Here is an 18,823-nt window from a genome sequence, read left to right as displayed (position 1 = left end):
CATGGCTGAAGGGATCATTCCGGGGCTCGTCAAGGGACTCGCGACGACGGCGAAGTCGCTGACCCGGCACACGCACACGGCCGAGTACCCCGACGTCTCACCCGCGCTGCCGCCCCGGTCACGCGGCGTCATCGCGCTGACCGAGGAGAACTGCACCTCGTGCATGCTCTGCGCGCGCGAGTGCCCCGACTGGTGCATCTACATCGACTCGCACAAGGAGGAGCTGCCGCCGACGACGCCCGGCGGCCGCGCCCGCCAGCGCAACGTCCTCGACCGCTTCGCCATCGACTTCTCGCTCTGCATGTACTGCGGCATCTGCATCGAGGTCTGCCCGTTCGACGCGCTGCACTGGAGCCCCGAGTTCGAGTACGCCGAGACCGACATCCGCGACCTGCTCCACGAGAAGGACCGCCTCGGCGCGTGGATGGCCACCGTCCCGGCGCCGCCCGCTCTCGACCCGGGCAGTGCCGACCCTGCCGAGGTCACGGCCGCGGCGAAGCCCGCCCGGGGGTCCGCCGGAGCAGCCGCTGCCGCTGCAGGTACGCGCGGTGCCGGGGCCGCGGCCCGACCGACGCGGGTGCGCCGGGAGACCACGACCCCGCCGCCGCTCGCCGCGCCCGAGCCGGCGGCTCAGCCGGCGGCCGAGCAGACCCGGGTCATGCCGGCGGTCGAGCGGACGGCCGCGCTGCCCGCCGCTGAGCCCACCGAGAGCCTTTCGGCTGCCGAGCAGACCTCGGTCCTCCCGCCCGCCGACGGTGCCGAGGCCGAGCGGGCCGCGGACCAGGCTGCGGCACAAGGAGACTCGACCCAGGTCCTGCCGACGGTGTCGACCGACGAGGAGGGGAGCGAGTGACGACCCGCGACATCGTCTTCACCGCGGTCGGCGCCGTGACGGCGCTGTCGGCGCTGCTGTCGGTGACGACGAAGCAGGTCGTCCACGCCGCCTTGTGGCTGCTCGTGTCGCTCGGCTCACTCGCGGGTGCCTACCTCGTCCTCGGGCAGGAGCTCGTCGGCCTCGTCCAGCTGCTCGTCTACGTCGGCGCCATCGTCGTGCTCGTCCTCTTCGCGCTCATGCTGACCCGTGCGCCGATCGGTCCCCACGCCGAGATCGACACCCCGTGGCGGCAGCGCCTCGCCGGGGCCCTCCTCGGCGCCGCGACGACCGCACTGCTCGCCTCGCTCCTGCTCCCGCTCTTCTCCGGCGCGACCGCCGACCTCGACACCCCGACGACGACCACGCCGCAGGTGGCACAGGCGGTCTTCGGCACGTGGGTCTGGCCCTTCGAGCTGCTCTCGGTGCTGCTCCTCGTCGCGCTCATCGGCGCCTTCGCCGTGTCGCGTCTGGTCCTGCACCGCGACGGCGGCCACGGCGCGCGCCGGCCGGCCACCGTCCCGTCGGGAGCACGGGCGGACGGTCGCGGATGATCCACCTCTCGCTGCCGGCCGCCCTGTCGGCGCTCCTGGCCGGCATCGGCGTCTACGGGGTCCTCGCACGCCGCAACGCCGTGCTCGTCCTCATCGGTGTCGAGCTCATCCTCAACGCCGCGAACCTGCTGCTCGTCACGGCGGGGTCCCGCCCGGGCGCGCCGCTCTCGGCCGGTCCGGTGCTCACCCTCTTCGTCATCACGATCGCCGCCGCCGAGATCACGGTGGCGCTCGCGATCATCCTCGTGATGTTCCGCCGCACGGGGCACATCGACCTCACGGCGGTTCCCGACCTCACCGACGGGCCGGACGACGCCGGCGACGGCTACGGGGCCGACACCGACGACACCGGGGACGCCGACGACACCGGCGACACCGGCGACGCCGACGACGCCGAGGACCCGCGCGCCGAGGACCGGGACGGCCACCCGCACGACGCGACGCGTGAGCCGGCGGCAGCGGGGGAGGGCGTCGCATGAGCTGGATCGTTCGGATGATCATCGTGCTCCCGGCGCTGGCGGCCCTCGTGGGGCTGCTCACGCGGCGCCGGCGCGGGCTCGCGGCGGCCGTCGCCGTGTCGGTGTCGGCCTACGTCGCGGTGCTCGGGCTCATCCAGTGGGTCGCACCGTCGCGCACGGCCGACATCGAGTCGATCGGCAGTCTCCCGCTCGGCGACCTCTCCGTGCCGCTGCACCTGCTCTCCGACCGTGTCTCGGGCCTCGTGGCGTTCGTCGTCGCCCTCGTCGTCCTCGGCATCCAGGTCTTCACCGCGTGGTACCTCCGCGACGACCCCCGCTACGGCCAGTTCGCCGCGACCGTCTCGCTCTTCGCGGCCGGCATGCTGCTCCTCGTCCAGTCGGGCGACCTCGTGCTCATGCTCGTCGGCTGGGAGGTCATGGGCTGGTGCTCGTGGCTGCTCATCGGCCACGACAGCGAGCGTGCGGCGGCGAGGCGAGCGGCCTACAAGGCCTTCATCGTCACCCGCGTGGCCGACATCGCCATGGTCGTGGGCATCGTCGCGCTCTCGGTGCGGGCCCGGTCGACCGACCTCATGGCCGTGCTCACGGCCGGCGGGGACGGCACGCTGCTCACGATCGGTCTCGTCGGCATCGTCATCGGTGTGGCCGGCAAGTCGGGTCTCGTGCCGTTCCACGACTGGCTCCCCGACGCCATGGAGGGCCCGACCCCGGCGTCGGCCCTCATCCACGCGGCGACGATGGTCGCAGCCGGCACGTACGTCATCGCCCGCCTCTTCTCGCTCTACGCCGGTCACGACGGCGCGCGCACCCTGCTCGCCGTCCTGACAGCCGTGACCATGGTCTACGCCGCCCTGCTCGCGCTCGTGCAGACCGACCTCAAGCGGATGCTCGCCTACTCGACCCTGAGCCAGATCGCGATCATGCTCTCGGCGCTCGCCGCGGCACCGGCCGAGCTCGGGCCCGGTGCCGGCATCGCGCACCTCGTCGGCCACGCCTTCTTCAAGGCGCTGCTCTTCCTCGGGGCCGGCTGGCTCTCGGTGCTCGCCGGCGCGACCGCCGTCGCCGCCCTGCGCGGTCGACTGCGTCCGACCGGCGCCTTGCGCTGGTCGATGGGGATCGGCCTCGCCGCCCTCGCCGGCGTACCGCCGCTCATCGGCTTCTTCACCAAGGACACCGTCATCGACGCCGCGCTCGAGGGCGCGACGGGTGGTGGCGGTTTCCGCGCCTGGCTCGTCGTCGTCGCCCTCTTCGTCACCGTCGTCCTCACGGCGGCCTACTGCACCCGCGCCTGGCTGCTGCTCGACACCCCCGTGGCCGCGACGGGCCGTCTGCCCGACGTCGAGCCCGCCGTCGTCGCCGAGGAGGACGTCGCCGTCGTGACCACCACCGACAGCGCCGACGACGCCGAGGTCGAGCGCGTCCACGCCCACGGCCACGCCCCCATCACGCTCCCGGCCGCGCTCGTCGTGTCCGTCCTGGCCGCCCTCACCGTCGTCGGCACCCTCTTCCTCGCCAGCCTCCGCGGTGGTGTGCACGTCGGGCTCCTCAGCGCCCTGCTGTCCGTCCTGCTCGTCGCCGGCGCCGCGTATGCCGTGTGGTCCCTCAGCGACCGCGGCCGGCTCGACGTCGCCGACCGGATCCCCAGCCGCGTCCGGGAGCCGGCGGTGCGCGGCTTCGGCGTCGACACGGCATACGTCGGCTTCGGCCGGGCGGTCACCGCGGTCGCGCGTCTCGTCGTGGCGCTGGACCGTGACGTCGTCGACGCCTACCCGCGGGCGACCGCCGTCGTCGCCCGGGCCGCCGGCCGGGCGGGGGAGCGGAGCCATCGCGCCGTGCCCTCGCTGTCGCTGCTCAGCCTGCTCGTCGGCGTCGTGGTCGTCGCCGTCCTGGGGGTGGCCGCATGGCGCTGACCCTCGTGCTCCTGCTGCCGCTCCTCGCGGCGATCGCGCTCATCGCGATCCCCGGCGAGTCCACCGTCGAGCGCGGCATCGCGCTCGGATCCACCGTCGTCACGGCGGTGCTCGCCGTCGTCGTCGTGTGGGGCCGCCACGAGGTGGACGTGCCGTGGATCCGATCGCTCGGCGTCCGGTGGCACTTCGGCGTCGACGGGATCTCGGCGGCCCTCGTGCTCCTCACCGCGCTGCTCACCGTCGCCGTCGTCGCGCACGCCCTGTCCGGGCCGATCCCCAAGGGAGGCACCGGGTCGACCTTCCTCGGCTGCATCCTGCTCGTCGAGGCGGGGGCGCTCGCCACGTTCATGGCGCGCGACGCGATCCTCTTCTTCATCGCCTTCGAGGTCGTCCTCGTGCCGATGTGGGTGCTCGTCCGCCGCTTCGGCGACGACCACGTGCGCGACGAGACCCGCGCCGACGCCGCCGGCCGCTTCGTGCTCTTCACGGTGCTCGGCTCGACGCTGATGCTCGTCGGCATCCTCTTCCTCGTCCACCACCAGGGCACGAGCGACCTCACGGTCCTCGCCGAGCGCCACGGAGCCGGGCTGTCCCGGCCGCTCCAGGTCGCGATCGCCGCGATCCTGCTCCTCGGGCTCGGCATCAAGGTGCCCCTGTGGCCGCTGCACACGTGGCTGCCCTCGGCGCACACCATCGCCCCCACCGCCGGCTCGGTGCTCCTCGCCGCCGTCCTGCTCAAGATGGGCACCTACGGCATCGTCCGGCTCGCGGTCGGCACCGTGCCCGCAGGAGTCGCGCAGCTGAGTCCGGTCCTCGCGATCCTCGGCGTCGTCGGCATCCTCTGGGGAGGGCTCGCCTGCCTCGTCGAGCGCGACCTCAAGCGCCTCATCGCCTACAGCTCGGTCGCGCACATGGGCTTCGTCGCCCTCGCCATCGCGTCGGGCAGCGAGACGGGACTGCAGGCGGCGCTCTTCGGCAACATCGCCCACGGCGTCGTCGCGGCCCTCCTCTTCTTCATCGTCGGCGACCTCAAGGAGCAGTGGGGGTCCTCCGACCTCCACGTCGCCCGGGCCGCCCTGCGTGACAAGGCTCCCCGCTTCGGCCTCGCCCTCGTCGTCGGCCTGGCGGCCGCGCTCGGGCTCCCGGGCCTCGTCAGCTTCTGGGGTGAGTTCCTCGCGTTGTACGCCGCGTGGTCGCCCGCCCCCGACCGGCCCGTCGCGCTCCTGCGCGTCTGCGTCGTGCTCGGTGCCGTGGGGCTCGCGCTGGCGGCGGCCTACGCGCTCCGGGTCGCCCGCATCGTCTGGGCGGGTGAGGGCAGCGACGCCGCGCAGGGGGCTGCGGCCGAGCCCGTGGCGGACGCCCGTGGCGCCCGTTGGGCGGTCGTCATGACGCTCGTCGTGGTCATCATCACGCTCGGCCTGCTCCCGCACCTGCTGCTCGGCCTCTCGGACGCCGCGACGTCCGGCCTGCTCTCCGGACTGGGGGTCTCGCCGTGAAGGGCCTCGCCATCGACTACAGCATCCTGCTTCCGGCGATCCTGCCGGTCGCCGGGCTCGTGCTCGTGCTCGTGCTCGATCTCGTCAACCCGCGCCTGCGCCAGGTGCCTTATGCCGTCGCCGCCCTGGCCGCGCTCGGGTCCGCCGTGGCCACGGTGCCCGGGCTCGCGCTCGGCGGCGGGTCGACGCGCGAGACGTTCTGCCTGACCGGTCGGACCGGACAGGCCACGGGCGGCGCCACGGCGGCCGGCGTCGACGGCCTGCCGCAGGTCTGCCTGTGGCAGGCCGATGCGCTCGGCAGCACCCTCCAGCTCGCAGCCGCCGTCTCCGCCCTCGTCTGCATCGCCCTGGCCTGGCCCCGCACCCGCCGTCGGCGCCCGACCGACAGCACCCGTGAGCCGGTCGAGGCCGTACTGCTCCTCGCGGCCCTCGCCGGCACGATCGTCGTGGCAGCGAGCCGCGACGTCGGCACGTGGCTCGTCGCCCTCGAGCTCGCGACCCTGCCCGTCATCGCGCTCGTCGCCCTCTCCGGGCGCCGGTCGGCCGTGGCCGGCGCCACCCAGCTGCTCGTGACGTCCCTCGTGTCCTTCGCCCTGCTCGTGCTCGGCGTCGCCCTCTGGTTCGCCGCGACGGGAAGCCCGTTCCTGACCCCGGACGCCGCGCTGTCCTCCGGTGGCGCGTTCTCGGCCGCGTCGGGCGCCCCGACGTCCGTCGTCTTCCCGTCGGTCTCGGGAGGCGTCGTCGCGCTGGCGACGGTCCTCGTCGTCGCCGGGGTCGGCTTCAAGCTCTCGCTCGTGCCGTTCCACGCGTGGACGCCCACGGCATACGCCGGCTCGTCGGTGCCCGTCGCGACGTTCCTCGCGACGGTCTCCAAGATCGCGGCGCTCGCGGCACTGCTCGTCGTGCTCCGCGCGGTCGCCGCTCTCGGGACGCCCGCCCTGGTGTCGATCGCGCTGCTCGCCTCACTGAGCATGACGCTCGGCAACCTCATGGCGCTGCGCCAGGACGACGTCGTGCGCCTGCTCGCGTGGTCGACGGTCGCGCAGGCCGGGTGGGTCGTGCTGCCGCTCGTCAGCATCTCCGCGCTCGGCGTCGGCGCCAGCGCCACCTACCTGCTCACCTACGTCATCGCGACGCTCGTCGCCTTCGCCGTCGTCGCGGTCACCCTGCGCGACCGGCCCGGGGAGGGGCGGTCCATCGCGGCCTACGAGGGTCTGTGGCAGCGCAGCCCGTGGCGGGCCGGCGCGCTCGCCCTGGCGCTGACCTCGCTCGCGGGACTGCCGCCCGGCATCATCGGCCTCGTCGGCAAGATCACGGCCCTGCGGCCGGTCGTCGCCGAGGGCTGGGTCTGGCTCGCGGTCGTCGCGGCGGTCAACGCCGTCGTCGGCGTCGCCGTCTACCTGCGCTGGCTGCGTGCCGTGATCACCGCCCCCGACGTGGTGGCCGGTGCCGCGGGCTCGGAAGGCCCGGGTCCCGCCCCGGTGGCCGTCGCGCGGCGGCGACCGGTCATGGTCGCCGGGCTCGTCCTCGCGTCGGCCATCCTCGTCGTCGTCAGCGTCCAGCCCGACCTGCTCCTGCGCCTCCTCGGCTGACGACGACCCCGAGGCCGTGGGCCTCGGGGTCGTCGTCAGCGGTGGAGCGGTCAGGCGGTCTGGGGCACCGCCCGGGCGTCACCCGTGGGCTCGGTCGGCTTCGCGAGACCGGTCGCCTCGTCCTCGACGGTCTTGGCGTGGCGCAGGCCGAGCAGCGAGAGCACGAGCAGCAGGGCCGCTCCGACGAAGGAGGCGATGCCGGCCCAGAGGGCGATCGTGCCCATAGTGCCGAAGGCGTAGGCGTTGAGCAGCAGGCCCCGGAGCGTGTTGCCCATGAAGAGGCTCTGGCGGAGGTCGCCGAGGGCCGTGACCTGGGCCGGGTCCGCGTTCGGGTCCTTGACGGCCAACATGTACTCGGCGGACACCTCCGAGTACGTCTTGTTGTTCGCCTGGGTGTTCATGTGCACGAGGATGTAGTGGTCGGCGAAGGCCTTGGCCTGGGCGCCGTTCTCCATCTTCTGGCCGGCGTACTGCAGCAGGGCGTCCTTCTGGTCCTGGGTCTCGAGCGCGGCGGCGGCCGGCATCGTGATGTTCTGCTGGCTCAGCTGCTCCTTGACGTTGTTGGCGACGAAGCTGCTCGCGTAGATCAGAAGCGCGCCGGCCACCGCCAGCACGACGGCCATGATGAGGCCCGTCCACGAGATCAGCCGGTCGAGTGTCTTGCGCATCATGTGCTTCTTTCATCGGATGGGATGTCGGTTTCCCCAACACCGCCAAACTACTACCGCATGTAGTAGATAAGTTGCCGGTTCAACGATGTCTGACCGAGATCTGGGTCACAGAGGTCGTCGAGGTGGATCCCAGTCACCTCTCAGGGGATTCACAGTGGGAACACGCGCTCCAGGCCGCTCGTTCACCCGACATGCACAACCACTTCAACGGGCTCAAGACGGCCGCGCTCTTCGGCGGCATCTGGGCCCTGCTGCTCGGGATCGGCGCGCTCGTCGGTGGCGGGCGCTTCATCTGGTTCTTCGCGCTGATCGGCGTCGCGATGACGTTCTACGGCTACTGGAACAGCGACAAGCTCGCGATCCGGGCCATGCACGCCTACCCGGTCTCCGAGGCGCAGGCGCCGGCGATGTACCGCATCGTGCGCGAGCTCTCGACGGCAGCCGGCAAGCCGATGCCGCGCCTCTACATCAGCCCCACCCAGGCGCCGAACGCCTTCGCGACGGGCCGCAACCCGTCGAACGCCGCGGTCTGCTGCACCGAGGGCATCCTCGGCCTGCTCGACGAGCGCGAGCTGCGCGGCGTGCTCGGTCACGAGCTCATGCACGTCTACAACCGCGACATCCTCACCAGCTCGGTCGCCGCCGCGGTTGCCGGCGTCATCACCTCGATCGGCCAGATGCTGATGTTCTCGAGCATCTTCGGCGGCGGTGGCTCCGACGAGGACCGCCCCAACCCGTTCGCGCTGCTCGCGATGAGCCTGCTCGCGCCGATGGCCGCGATGATGATCCAGATGGCGATCAGCCGCACCCGCGAGTACGACGCCGACGAGGACGGCGCGAAGCTGACCGGTGACCCGCTCGCTCTCGCCTCGGCCCTGCGCAAGCTCGAGTCCGGCGTCGCCCGCGCACCGCTCGCACCCTCCCAGGACATCGTCAACGCGAGCCACATGATGATCGCGAGCCCCTTCCGGGCGCAGGACGTCACCCGGTTCCTCTCGACGCACCCGCCGATGGACCAGCGCATCGCGCGCCTCGAGAGCATGGCCGGCGGTCCGCTCCACCGCTGACCGGGCGGGGTCGACACGACGAGGGGGCAACCCCGGCGACGGCGGGCCCGTCGATCTGGCAGGCTCGCCCCTATGCGCAGTCTCACCCTTGCCGAAGCCCGCGAGCGATCCTCGCTGATCACCGTCACGTCGTATGCCGTCGAGCTCGACCTCGACCAGGGGTCGGAGGTCTTCGGCTCGCGCACCAGCGTCCGGTTCACGTGCGCCGAGCCCGGCGCGGACTCGTGGATCGACCTCAAGGCCCGCTCGGTCGAGACGATCTCGCTCAACGGCGAGTCGCTCGACCCGGCCGGCGTCGTCGACGGCCGCCTCCCACTGGCGGGACTGGCCGCCGACAACGAGCTCGTCGTGGCCGCGACCATGGCCTACAGCCACGACGGGCAGGGGCTGCACCGGGCCACCGACCCCGCCGACGACCTCGACTACGTCTACGGCCACCTCTTCCTCGACGCCGCGCCGAGCGTCTACGCCTGCTTCGACCAGCCCGACCTCAAGGCGCCCTACGACGTCATGGTCCACGCGCCCCTCGACTGGACGGTCATCGGCAACGGCGCCGCCTCCGAGGCGGGCGCCGGCACGTGGAGCCTCGCCACGACGAAGCCGCTCGCGACGTACTTCATGACCGTGTGCGCGGGACCGTACGTCTCCGTCCACGACGAGCACGACGGCATACCCCTGGGCCTCCACGCGCGGGCCTCGCTGCGCGAGCCGCTCGAGCGGCACGCGGCCGAGCTCTTCGACGTGACGAAGCGGTCGTTCGACTACTTCCACGGGCTCTTCGGCATCCGCTACCCGTTCGGCGAGTACCACCAGGTCTTCGTGCCGGAGTTCAACGCCGGCGCGATGGAGAACCCCGGCTGCGTGACCTTCCGCGACCAGTACCTCTACCGCGGTGCAGCGACGCGCGACGAGCTGCTGACCCGGGCCAACACCGTCAGCCACGAGATGTCGCACATGTGGTTCGGCGACATCGTGACGATGAAGTGGTGGGACGACCTCTGGCTCAACGAGTCGTTCGCCGAGTACATGTCGCACCGGTGCCTCGTCGACGCCACCGAGTACACCGACGCCTGGGTCGACTCCTCGATCGTGCGCAAGGTGTGGGGCTACGGCGCCGAGCGCTCCCCGTCGACCCACCCCGTCGCCGGCGTCGAGGCGCTCGACGCGCAGAGCGCGCTGCAGAACTTCGACGGCATCTCGTACGCCAAGGGCGCGGCCACGCTGCGCCAGCTCATCGCGTACGTCGGTGACGACCAGTTCATCGCCGGCGTCCGCGCCTACCTGAACGACAAGTCCTACGGCAACGGCACGCTCGCCGACTTCCTCGCCGCGATCGAGACCGCGAGCGGCAAGGACCTCGAGGCCTGGTCGCGGGCCTGGCTGCTGACGGCCGACCGCGACACGATCTCGGTCGACGTCGAGGAGCAGGCAGGCGTCGTCGAGTCGGCCGTCGTGCGCCGCGAGGCGCCGGCGGACCGGCCGGCCGACCGCCCGCACGCCTTCGACGTCGCGGGGTGGACCGACGGACGCGAGCTCGGTCGTGTCATGGCCACCGTCACCGGACCCGAGACCACCCTCGCCGGGCTCGAGGGGACCCCGGAGCCCGCCGTCGTCGTGCCCAACGCGTCCGACCTGACGTGGGCTCGCGTACGCCTGTCCGACGCCACCGTGGCCGCGCTGCCGTCCCAGCTCGGCCAGATCCCCGACGAGCAGGCCCGCGCCGTCGTGTGGTCCGCGCTCATCGACGGCGTGCACGGCGCGACGGTCTCGCCCGAGGCCTTCCTCGACGTCTTCGACGCCGCGTGGCCGCTCGAGGCGAACTCCTCGATCCTGACCCGGGTCGCGGCCTACGCCGAGCACCGGATCGTGCCGTACTTCGTGCCGCGCGAGTCGCAGGAGGCGGCCATGGCCCGTCTCAACCGGGCTGCGGTGGGGCTGCTCGAGCGGGCCACGGCCGGCACGACCGAGTCGCTCGCCGCGGCCCGCCTCGTCGCCGGCACGAGCGACGACGAGGCCCTGCTGCGCGCGTGGGCCGACGGTCAGGGTCTGCCGGCCGGACTCGAGGACGACGGTGACTTCCGCTGGATCGTCGTGCGCAACCTCGCGGCGCGCGGGCTGATCGGGGTCTCGGAGGTGGAGGCGTTCCGCGCCAAGGACGACACCCTCCAGGGCGGCCTCAACGCGCTGATGTGCCGGGCGAGCCTGCCCGATGCGGAGGCCAAGGCCTGGGCGTGGGAGCAGCTGACCGGCCGCGAGGGCCGCTCCAACTACGAGATGGTCCATCTCGCGCGCGGCTTCTGGGTCGCGCCCGGCGCGGCCCTCGTCGCCGACTACGTGCCGCGCTACTTCACGGACGTCCCGGCGATGTCGGCCTGGGTCGGGGAGGACGCCCTGTCGCGCGTCGTCCTCGTCGCCTTCCCGCGGGTCTTCGACGACGAGACGGCACGGCTCAGCGCCGCGGCCATCGCGCGTGACGACCTCACCCCCGCGGTCCACCGCTCTCTCGTCGACGCCGACGCCGAGCTGCGTGAGGCCCTCGCGTCGCGGGCGACGTTCGGCGCGGCCGTCTGACCGCGGTGGGCGTCCCGACCCGCGACGAGCTCCCGGACGTCGTCCGCGACGTGTGCGGCTCTCATCTCGCGCTCCTCGACGAACGCCTGCCGGGGCTGCTCGACGGTCTCCACCTCCACGGCTCGATCGGGTTCGACGGCGAGTTCCACGGCGGCAGCGACATCGACTTCGTCGCGGTCACCACTCGCCGCCCCACCGAGGCGGACGTCGAGGTGCTCCGGGAGGTCCACGGCGAGCTGGCCCAGCGCTGGCCCGAGCCCGACTACGACGGCTTCTACGTTCTCGAGAGCGACCTGGCCGGCGCTCCGGGCGACGTGCCCGAAGGACCTGGCGTCCTGCACCAGTGGTTCGACGTCGGCACCCACTGCGACCTCAAGGAGATCACGTGGCGCGAGCTGCGTGACCACGGGATCACGCTGCGCGGCAAGCACATCCGTGACATCGCGATCGCGAGTGACGACACCGCGCTGCACGACTCCACCCGCGAGAACCTCGACACCTTCTGGCGCCCGCAGCTCGAGGCGATGGAGCACCACCCGCGGGAGGCGTCCTTGCCCCAGGCCGCCGAGTGGGGTGCCCTGGGGGCGCCGCGGCTCGTCCACCTGCTCGTCACCGGGCAGCCCACGTCGAAGTCGGGGGCGGGTCGGTGGGCACGCGAGGCATACCCGCACCACCGCGAGATCGTCGAGGAGGGCCTCCGGGTGCGGGAGCGTCCCGACGACCCGTCGACGTATGCCACTGACCCCGGTCGTCGTCGCCGTGACCTCATCGCGTTCATGACGGAGGTCATCGCCGACGGCGTCGCACTCACGGAGCCCGCCGATCGGTGAGCCGGGTGTCCCGGGGCGGGTGGGTCGTCGAGCGGGCCGACGTCACGTCGGCCGCGTCGGCGATCTTGCTGCGCGACTACCTCGTCGACGTCAGCGACCGGTGGTTCCGGCTGCACGAGGACCGCGACTCGACGCCCGAGGAGATCGAGCGGAGCCTCGCGGAGATGCCGAGCGACGACCTCGCGCCACCGACGGGAGCCTTCGTCGTCGCCCGGTCCGGGGCGCGGCTCGTCGGCTGCGCCGGTGTCCGACTCGTCCCGGGCCGGTCCGACGTCGTGGAGCTGAAGCGGATGTTCGTGCGACCCGAGGCGCGCGGGTCCGGACTGGCCGCGGCGCTGCTGGCCGCGGCGGAGGAGGCCGCGCGTGACCTCGGTGCGACGACGGTCCGGCTCGACACGCGCCTCGACCTCGTCGAGGCCCGCGCGCTCTACCTCCGGCGGGGCTACGTCGAGGTGCCGGCGTTCAACGACGGCGACTACGCCGAGGTCTGGTACGCCAAGCCTCTCCGCTGACCGCTGGTTCGTGGAGATCTTCCGGCACCAGGTGCCGAAGGATCTCCACGAACAGGTGCCCCGGACGCCGGGGCCGGCCGGTCAGCGGTCGTAGGCCGTCGTGTGGTGTGGTTCGTAGAGCTGGATCTCGTCGGCTCCCGGGATCGCCAGCATGACGACGAGGCCGTAGCCGTGGTCCGTGGGCTCGGTCGTGAACACCGCTCCGCGCGCGGTGAGCTCGTCCATCGTCGAGCGCAGGTCGTCGCACATGAGCGAGATCGCATGGTGCCGCGGCGCCGACCACGTCGACCCCTCAGGCCCGCGCGTCGGATGCACCCCGAGCTCGCTCGGGCCGGTCCCGAAGATGAGCCAGGCGTTCGTGTCGTCGGCGCCGTCCGAGCCGTCGTCGGTCACGCAGGGCCACTGGAGGACGTCGCGGAAGAAGGCGCGCGTCGCCGCTGCGTCGTCGGAGTACACGAGGTTGTGCACGGCAGTGATCATGGACGGGACGCTACGCCGATGAGGCACGCGACGGCATACCCGTGTCCGCGGTGGCCGAGGGTCGCGTTTGTGCCTCCGCCCGTGACGGGGCCTCCCCTGTCACTCCGCGGTGGACTCCCGGCACCAGGCGCCGGCGAACCACCGCGATAGCGGGGTTAGGGGTGCCCGAGGTCACCAGGGGCTGGGCTCGTAGTCCTTGACGAAACAGCCGTAGAGGTCCTCGCCGGCCTCGCCGCGCACGATCGGGTCGTAGACGCGGGCGGCGCCGTCGACGAGGTCGAGCGGGGCGTGCCAGCCCTCGGCGGCGATGCGCAGCTTCTCGTCGTGCGGGCGCTCGTCGGTGATCCAGCCGGTGTCGACGGCCGTCATGAGGATGCGATCGGTCTCGAACATCTCGCCCGCGCTCGTGCGGGTCATCATGTTGAGGGCGGCCTTGGCCATGTTCGTGTGTGGGTGGCCGGGCCCCTTGTAGCGGCGGGAGAACTGCCCCTCCATGGCGGACACGTTGACGACGTAAGCCCGCCGTGCGCCGCCCGCGACCGCGGCCCGCATCGCCGGCCGCAGACGCGAGACGAGGATGAAGGGCGCCGTCGAGTTGCACAGCTGCACCTCGAGCAGCTCGAGCGGGTCGACCTCCTCGACCTTCTGCGTCCACGAGTTGGTGCGCTGGAGGTCGGGCAGCAGACCGCCGGCGTCGACGGCGGTGCCGGCCCGGTGGGCCTCGAGGCTCGCGTGCCCGGCGGTCAGGGCCAGGGCTGTCATCGACGCGGCCGTCTGGGCCGCGATCGCGTGCTCGACCGACTCGCTGTCGTGGTGGGCGATCGCGTGGGTGCCGAGCGCCCCGGCGATCGAGGCGGGGTGCGCCTCGCTGATCCGGTCGAAGGTCACCATCTCGGGCAGGGCCACGCCGTCGGGCAGCGGAGCCGACTCGAGTTCGACGAGGTTGCTGTAGGCGCCGGGGGAGCGGCGCACCGTCTGGGCGGCGTTGTTGATGAGGATGTCGAGCGGGCCGGCCGCGCTGACCTCGTCGGTCAGGGCCACGACCTGGGTGGGGTCGCGCAGGTCGATGCCGACGATCTTGAGCCGGTGGATCCAGTCCGCCGAGTCCTCCATGGCGGCGAAGCGGCGCATCGCGTCCTTGGGGAAGCGCGTCGTGATCGTCGTGTGGGCGCCGTCGCGCAGCAGGCGCAGCGCGATGTACATCCCGATCTTCGCGCGGCCCCCGGTGAGCAGGGCGCGCTTGCCCGTGAGGTCGGTGCGCTGGTCACGCTTCGCGTGCGAGCGAGCCGCGCAGTCCGGGCAGAGCCAGTGGTAGAACGCGTCGACGAGCGTGTAGTCGGTCTTGCAGATGTAGCACCCGCGCGGGTTGATGAGCTCACCGGCGAAGGCGCCGGTTGCGTTGGAGACCAAGGGGATTCCCTTGGTCTCATCGTCGATCCGCATGGGGGATCCGGTGGCCGTCGACTCGATGACCTGCCGGTCGGCCTTGCGCTCGGCCCACGTCTTCGCGTTGCGCCGGTCCTTCTTGAGCCGCTTGTACATCAGCGAAGCGGCCCGCTTCAGGGTCTCGAAGTCCGGGTCGTCGATCTCGAGCGAGGGCGCCAGGGCCAGCACACGCACCGCAGTCGCGACGTCCTCGGGGTCGAGGTGCACGACGGCAGCGGGGTCCAGCTCGTTCTCGGTCTCACTCACCGCGCAAGGGTACGCGGGCGGCTCGCTCCGCCCCCAATCCGCGGTCCCGGCCCGGAGACAGGGTATGCCGCCGGGCCGGCGACCGTCCGAGCCACCAGGAGCGTGGTGGTGGGGACGGGCGCGAGCCCGACGGCATACGAGACCGGGGAGGTTGGCCTCGCCCGGGTCACGTCCAGCGTGTCGTCACCCTGTCCGTGACCCGGCGCGAAGTGGAGGGGTCAGTTCGAGCTGGCCGGCTTGACCGCGAGCGTCACGGGGACGTCCTGGCGGGCGCCGCCCCGGATCACCGTGAGCGTGGTCTTGTCGCCGGCCGTCATCTCGCGGATCTGGGCGACGAGGGCCGTCGCGGAGTCGATGCGCTGACCGTCGACGGCGATGATGACGTCGCCGTTCTTGATGCCGGCGTTCGCGGCGGGCGTCCCGCCGTTGACGGCTACGACCTGGGCGCCGGCACGCTTGGCGCTGCCGTCGGAGACCACCGTGTCGCGGGTGCTGACCCCGAGGAACGCGTGCTGGGCCTTGCCGCTCTTGATGAGCTGGTCGGCGATCGACTTGGCCTCCTTGACGGGGATGGCGAAGCCGATGCCGATGTTGCCGCTCTGGCTGCCGCTCGAGCTCTGGCCCAGCGACGCGATCGAGCTGTTGATGCCGATGAGCTCGCCCTTGGCGTTGACGAGCGCGCCACCGGAGTTGCCCGGGTTGATCGCGGCCGACGTCTGGATGGCGTTCGTCACGACCTCGTCGCCGGACGTCTGCTGCTGACCGAGGGGCGACTCGCTCGCCGTCCCGGTGCTGACCGGACGGTTGAGCGCCGACACGATGCCCGTGGTGACGGTGCCCGACAGGCCGAGCGGGTTGCCGACGGCCATCGCCGGGTCGCCGACCTTGAGGGCCTCGGAGTCCCCGAGGGTGATCGGGGTCAGGTCGCTCGGTCCGTTGGTCAGCGTGATGACGGCGAGGTCGGTCGAGGGGTCCGTGCCGACGATGGTCGCGCCGTAGGTGCGCCCGTCGTTCAGCGTCACGGTGATGGCGCCGTTGCCGGTCGCGTCGCCGACGACGTGGTTGTTGGTCAGGATGTGGCCGCTCTTGTCGAAGACGACGCCGGAGCCGGCGCCCGACCCCTGCTGGGTCGTGACGTTGATGCTGACGACGCTCGGCGTCACGGCGGCGGAGACCGCGGTCCAGTCGGGAGCGGTGGCGTTGCCCTGCACGACCGTCGGCGAGGAGCCCTGGTTCTGGTTCGTCGTCGACGTGGTGGACGTCGTCGCCGCGGCGGTGCCCTGGTCGCCGAGCTGCGTGACGGCATACGTGCCACCGCTCGCGAGGACGGCTGCGAGCAGCGCGACGCCGATGGTCTGGCCGACGCGGCTCTCGCGCTTGGGCGCCGGACGGCTGCCCTCACCCAGGGGCGGCGTCGGCGGGGCCGGCGGCGCGGGTGGTGCGGACTGGCTGTAGTAGCTGCCCTGCGGGATCTGCTGGGTGTGGTCCTCAGGTGCCAGGGTCATGGCTCCTCCTCGCTCTGGTCTGTTGTCTCCATGACATCGGCCCAGCTTTGGATGACGTTGTGGTGTTCCTAGGAATCCGCTGTGCCTTGGGACGACCGATGGTGACGTGGCTCACTCGTGGCCCGGGTGATCGGGAGCTCGACGACGACGGTGGCTCCACCGCCGGGAGTCTCGTCGACCCGGACCGTGCCGTCGTGGGCCTCGATGATCGCGTGGACGATGGCCAGCCCGAGCCCGTTGCCACCGCCCTGGCCACGGCTTCGGCTGCGGTCGGCGCGGTAGAAACGCTCGAAGACGTCGGCGCGGGCGTCGACGGGTATGCCGTGTCCGTGGTCGCGCACGTGGAGCGCGACGTGCTGGGCGTCGACCCGTCCGACGAGGATCTCGATGGGGGTGCCGTCGGGCGTGTGCACGCGCGCGTTGGTCACGAGGTTGGTCACCACCTGCCGCAGCTGGTGCTCGTCGGCCCGCAGCTCCGTCGGCTCGATCGGTCCGTTGATGCCGGTCGCGACGATGTGCCTGCCCGGCGCGATGGTGCGCGCGTCCTGGGCCGCGTCGGCCGCGAGGACGGCGAGGTCGACGGTCTGCAGCTCGAGCGGGCGCTCGCCATCGAGGCGCGCGAGGGTCAGCAGGTCCTCGACGAGCCCGCTCATCCGGTGCGCCTCGGACTCGATGCGCCCCATGGCGCCGGTCACGGCGTCGGTCGTGGGCAGGGCACCCTGTCGGTAGAGCTCGGCGTAGCCGCCGACGGCTGCGAGCGGCGTGCGCAGCTCGTGGGAGGCGTCGGCGATGAAGCGGCGCATCTTCTCCTCGTTGGCCTCGCGCACGGCGAAGCTCTGCTCGATCCGGGCGAGCATCGCGTTGAGCGACCGGGAGAGTGACGCGACCTCGTCGTCGGTGTCCGGCACGTCGATGCGCTGCGTCAGGTCGCCCACGGCGATCTTGGCCGCGGTGTCCTCGATGCGGGTCAGCGGCCGGAAGGTGCGCGCGATGAGGTACCAGCCGAGCAGGGCGATGGCGAGCAGGGCGATGGCGCCGATCCCGCCGGCGTAGAGCAGGAACTGGTCGACGGTGGCCTCGAGCGGCCGCAGGGGCAACGCGACCTCGACGATCCCGGTGCCCTCGTCGTTGACCTTGGCGAGAGCGAGCCACTGGCCGTCACCGGTGGCGGAGTCGACCTGGAAGGTCGACGGTTCGAGGACGTTCGCGTCGGTGATCCTGGGAATCGGCAGCGCCGGGGTCGTCGGCTCCAGCAGGGCGGCATCGCGCAGGTTGGTCACCTTGCCGGTCGCCAGGTCGAGCACCTTCGCGGTGAAGTTCGACGGCAGCTGCGAGCCCGTGACCTGCAGCTCGGCGAGGTCGACCGAGGCCAGGCTTGCCGCGTAGACGTCGAGCTCCTGCTCCGTCTGGTTGACGAGGTAGGCGCGCAGCAGTGCGCTGACCACGAGTGAGGTGACGGCAAGGGCCACGGCGATGAGCCCGAGGGTGACGGCCAGCAGGCGCCAACGCAGGGGCATGGCCCGCAGGCGCCGGGTCAGGGAGCGTCCGCGCAGCGCGGCGCCGGGGACGGTCGCGTCGGCCGCCGGGGCGGTCAGGTCGGCCATCCGGTCAGGAGGCGGTCAGCTCTGGGGGCACCCGGAGAACGTAACCCACGCCGCGCTTGGTGTGGATGAGCGAGGGGCCGTCGGCATCGATCTTGCGCCGGAGGTAGGAGATGTAGGACTCGACGATGCCGGACTCGCCGCGGAAGTCGTAGTCCCAGACGTGGTCGAGGATCTGCAGCTTGGAGAGCACCCGGTTGGGGTTGAGCAGCAGGTAGCGCAGCAGCTTGAACTCGGTGGGGGACAGGTCGATGATGCGGCCACCGCGGCGCACCTCGTGGCTGTCCTCGTTGAGCTCGAGGTCGTGGAAGCGCAGCGTGGCGCCGTCGTCGGCCTGCCCGCGGGTGCGGCGCAGGACCGCCCGGATGCGGGCGATGACCTCCTCGAGGCTGAACGGCTTGGTGACGTAGTCGTCCCCGCCCACGGTGAGGCCCTGGATCTTGTCGCCCGTCGCGTCGCGAGCGGTGACGAAGACGATCGGCTGCTGTCGGCCGCGGTCGCGCAGGCGACGGGTCACCTCGAAGCCGTCGACGTCGGGGAGCATGACGTCGAGCACGACGAGGTCGGGCTCGGACTCGGCGGCCATGGCGAGGGCGGTCGTGCCGTCACCGGCCGTCTCGACCTCGAAGCCGGCGAAGCGGAGTGAGGTCGCGAGGAGCTCGCGGATGTTCGGCTCGTCCTCGACGACGAGCAGGCGAGCCTCGGGTGCCGCAGCTGTCTGGGTGTCCACGGTCCCAGTGTCAGGGTGTTCGCTGGGAGTTCGCTGGGAGTCGCGAATTCCTTTCGTGGGTGCGCGCCGGGTCAGCGCTTGCGGGCCTTGGCGAGGGCCTTCTTGAAGTCCTTGCCGCACATCGAGGCGCAGTCCTGCGCGCACAGTCGCTTGATCACCACGGGGCACCTCGTGCACCGCGGGATGTCCTTGCAGCACGTGGACTTCGGCTTGAGCTTCGCCACGTCCTTGGCCTTGAGCTTGCCCACGCCGTCGATGCTAA

At 72.1% G+C, this 18,823-nt stretch carries 17 protein-coding genes; 10 read left to right on the top strand and 7 right to left on the bottom strand.

What is annotated here, in order from left to right:
• Position 1: 1 nt before the first annotated feature.
• From ASE25_RS14570 to ASE25_RS14545, 6 genes are read left to right on the top strand one after another with little or no spacing between them, the layout of a single operon-like run.
• Complete coding sequence (locus tag ASE25_RS14570) at positions 2-853, top strand: NADH-quinone oxidoreductase subunit I (RefSeq protein WP_056826358.1); 852 nt, start codon at positions 2-4, stop codon at positions 851-853.
• Complete coding sequence (locus tag ASE25_RS14565; RefSeq protein ID WP_056826356.1) at positions 850-1,425, top strand: NADH-quinone oxidoreductase subunit J; 576 nt, start codon at positions 850-852, stop codon at positions 1,423-1,425. Before ASE25_RS14570 ends, ASE25_RS14565 begins: the two co-directional genes overlap by 4 nt.
• Positions 1,422-1,904, top strand: a complete 483-nt coding sequence (nuoK, locus tag ASE25_RS23710; protein ID WP_056826354.1) for an NADH-quinone oxidoreductase subunit NuoK — start codon at positions 1,422-1,424, stop codon at positions 1,902-1,904. Before ASE25_RS14565 ends, nuoK begins: the two co-directional genes overlap by 4 nt.
• Positions 1,901-3,814, top strand: a complete 1,914-nt coding sequence (locus ASE25_RS14555) for an NADH-quinone oxidoreductase subunit L (protein WP_056826351.1) — start codon at positions 1,901-1,903, stop codon at positions 3,812-3,814. Before nuoK ends, ASE25_RS14555 begins: the two co-directional genes overlap by 4 nt.
• Positions 3,805-5,310 carry a NuoM family protein gene (locus ASE25_RS14550; protein WP_056781456.1) on the top strand — a complete coding sequence of 502 codons (1,506 nt, stop codon included), beginning with the start codon at positions 3,805-3,807 and terminating at the stop codon, positions 5,308-5,310. The genes ASE25_RS14555 and ASE25_RS14550 overlap by 10 nt, the downstream gene beginning before the upstream one ends.
• Positions 5,307-6,902: an NADH-quinone oxidoreductase subunit N gene (locus ASE25_RS14545; protein ID WP_056826349.1), complete on the top strand. Its 1,596-nt coding sequence runs from the start codon at positions 5,307-5,309 to the stop codon at positions 6,900-6,902. The genes ASE25_RS14550 and ASE25_RS14545 overlap by 4 nt, the downstream gene beginning before the upstream one ends.
• Positions 6,903-6,952: 50 nt before the next feature.
• Here ASE25_RS14545 and ASE25_RS14540 read toward each other — a convergent pair whose 3' ends face one another.
• Positions 6,953-7,570: a hypothetical protein gene (locus tag ASE25_RS14540; protein ID WP_235508695.1), complete on the bottom strand. Its 618-nt coding sequence runs from the start codon at positions 7,568-7,570 to the stop codon at positions 6,953-6,955.
• A 194-nt stretch (positions 7,571-7,764) separates the two neighbouring features.
• On the opposite strand from ASE25_RS14540, the gene htpX reads away from it, so the two are divergent.
• From htpX to ASE25_RS14520, 4 genes are all read left to right on the top strand, one after another.
• Complete coding sequence (gene htpX, locus ASE25_RS14535; RefSeq protein ID WP_056826345.1) at positions 7,765-8,640, top strand: zinc metalloprotease HtpX; 876 nt, start codon at positions 7,765-7,767, stop codon at positions 8,638-8,640.
• A 72-nt stretch (positions 8,641-8,712) separates the two neighbouring features.
• Positions 8,713-11,211, top strand: a complete 2,499-nt coding sequence (pepN, locus tag ASE25_RS14530; protein ID WP_056826343.1) for an aminopeptidase N — start codon at positions 8,713-8,715, stop codon at positions 11,209-11,211.
• A gap of 5 nt (positions 11,212-11,216) precedes the next feature.
• On the top strand, positions 11,217-12,041 hold the full coding sequence (locus ASE25_RS14525; protein WP_056826342.1) for a hypothetical protein: 825 nt from the start codon (positions 11,217-11,219) through the stop codon (positions 12,039-12,041).
• Positions 12,038-12,553: a GNAT family N-acetyltransferase gene (locus tag ASE25_RS14520; protein WP_056826340.1), complete on the top strand. Its 516-nt coding sequence runs from the start codon at positions 12,038-12,040 to the stop codon at positions 12,551-12,553. The genes ASE25_RS14525 and ASE25_RS14520 overlap by 4 nt, the downstream gene beginning before the upstream one ends.
• A gap of 81 nt (positions 12,554-12,634) precedes the next feature.
• On the opposite strand, the gene ASE25_RS14515 is transcribed toward ASE25_RS14520, so the two are convergent.
• The 6 genes from ASE25_RS14515 to ASE25_RS23245 form a co-directional block, all read right to left on the bottom strand.
• Positions 12,635-13,033: a VOC family protein gene (locus tag ASE25_RS14515; protein ID WP_056781440.1), complete on the bottom strand. Its 399-nt coding sequence runs from the start codon at positions 13,031-13,033 to the stop codon at positions 12,635-12,637.
• 171 nt (positions 13,034-13,204) lie between these two features.
• Positions 13,205-14,725, bottom strand: coding sequence for an SDR family NAD(P)-dependent oxidoreductase (locus ASE25_RS14510; RefSeq protein ID WP_056826338.1), 1,521 nt, complete (start codon positions 14,723-14,725; stop codon positions 13,205-13,207).
• 218 nt (positions 14,726-14,943) lie between these two features.
• On the bottom strand, positions 14,944-16,230 hold the full coding sequence (locus ASE25_RS14505) for a S1C family serine protease (RefSeq protein WP_056781433.1): 1,287 nt from the start codon (positions 16,228-16,230) through the stop codon (positions 14,944-14,946).
• Positions 16,231-16,298: 68 nt separating this feature from the next.
• Positions 16,299-17,834: a HAMP domain-containing sensor histidine kinase gene (locus ASE25_RS14500; RefSeq protein ID WP_056781430.1), complete on the bottom strand. Its 1,536-nt coding sequence runs from the start codon at positions 17,832-17,834 to the stop codon at positions 16,299-16,301.
• 4 nt (positions 17,835-17,838) lie between these two features.
• Positions 17,839-18,561, bottom strand: a complete 723-nt coding sequence (locus tag ASE25_RS14495) for a response regulator transcription factor (RefSeq protein ID WP_056781427.1) — start codon at positions 18,559-18,561, stop codon at positions 17,839-17,841.
• 71 nt (positions 18,562-18,632) lie between these two features.
• Positions 18,633-18,809 (bottom strand): hypothetical protein, encoded by a 177-nt coding sequence (locus ASE25_RS23245; RefSeq protein WP_200959130.1) that lies wholly within the window; start codon positions 18,807-18,809, stop codon positions 18,633-18,635.
• Between the last annotated feature and the right edge of the window lie 14 nt (positions 18,810-18,823).

Source organism: Terrabacter sp. Root85, from assembly GCF_001429185.1.
Lineage (GTDB): Bacteria > Actinomycetota > Actinomycetes > Actinomycetales > Dermatophilaceae > Terrabacter.
This window is presented reverse-complemented; position numbering and strand designations above follow the sequence as displayed.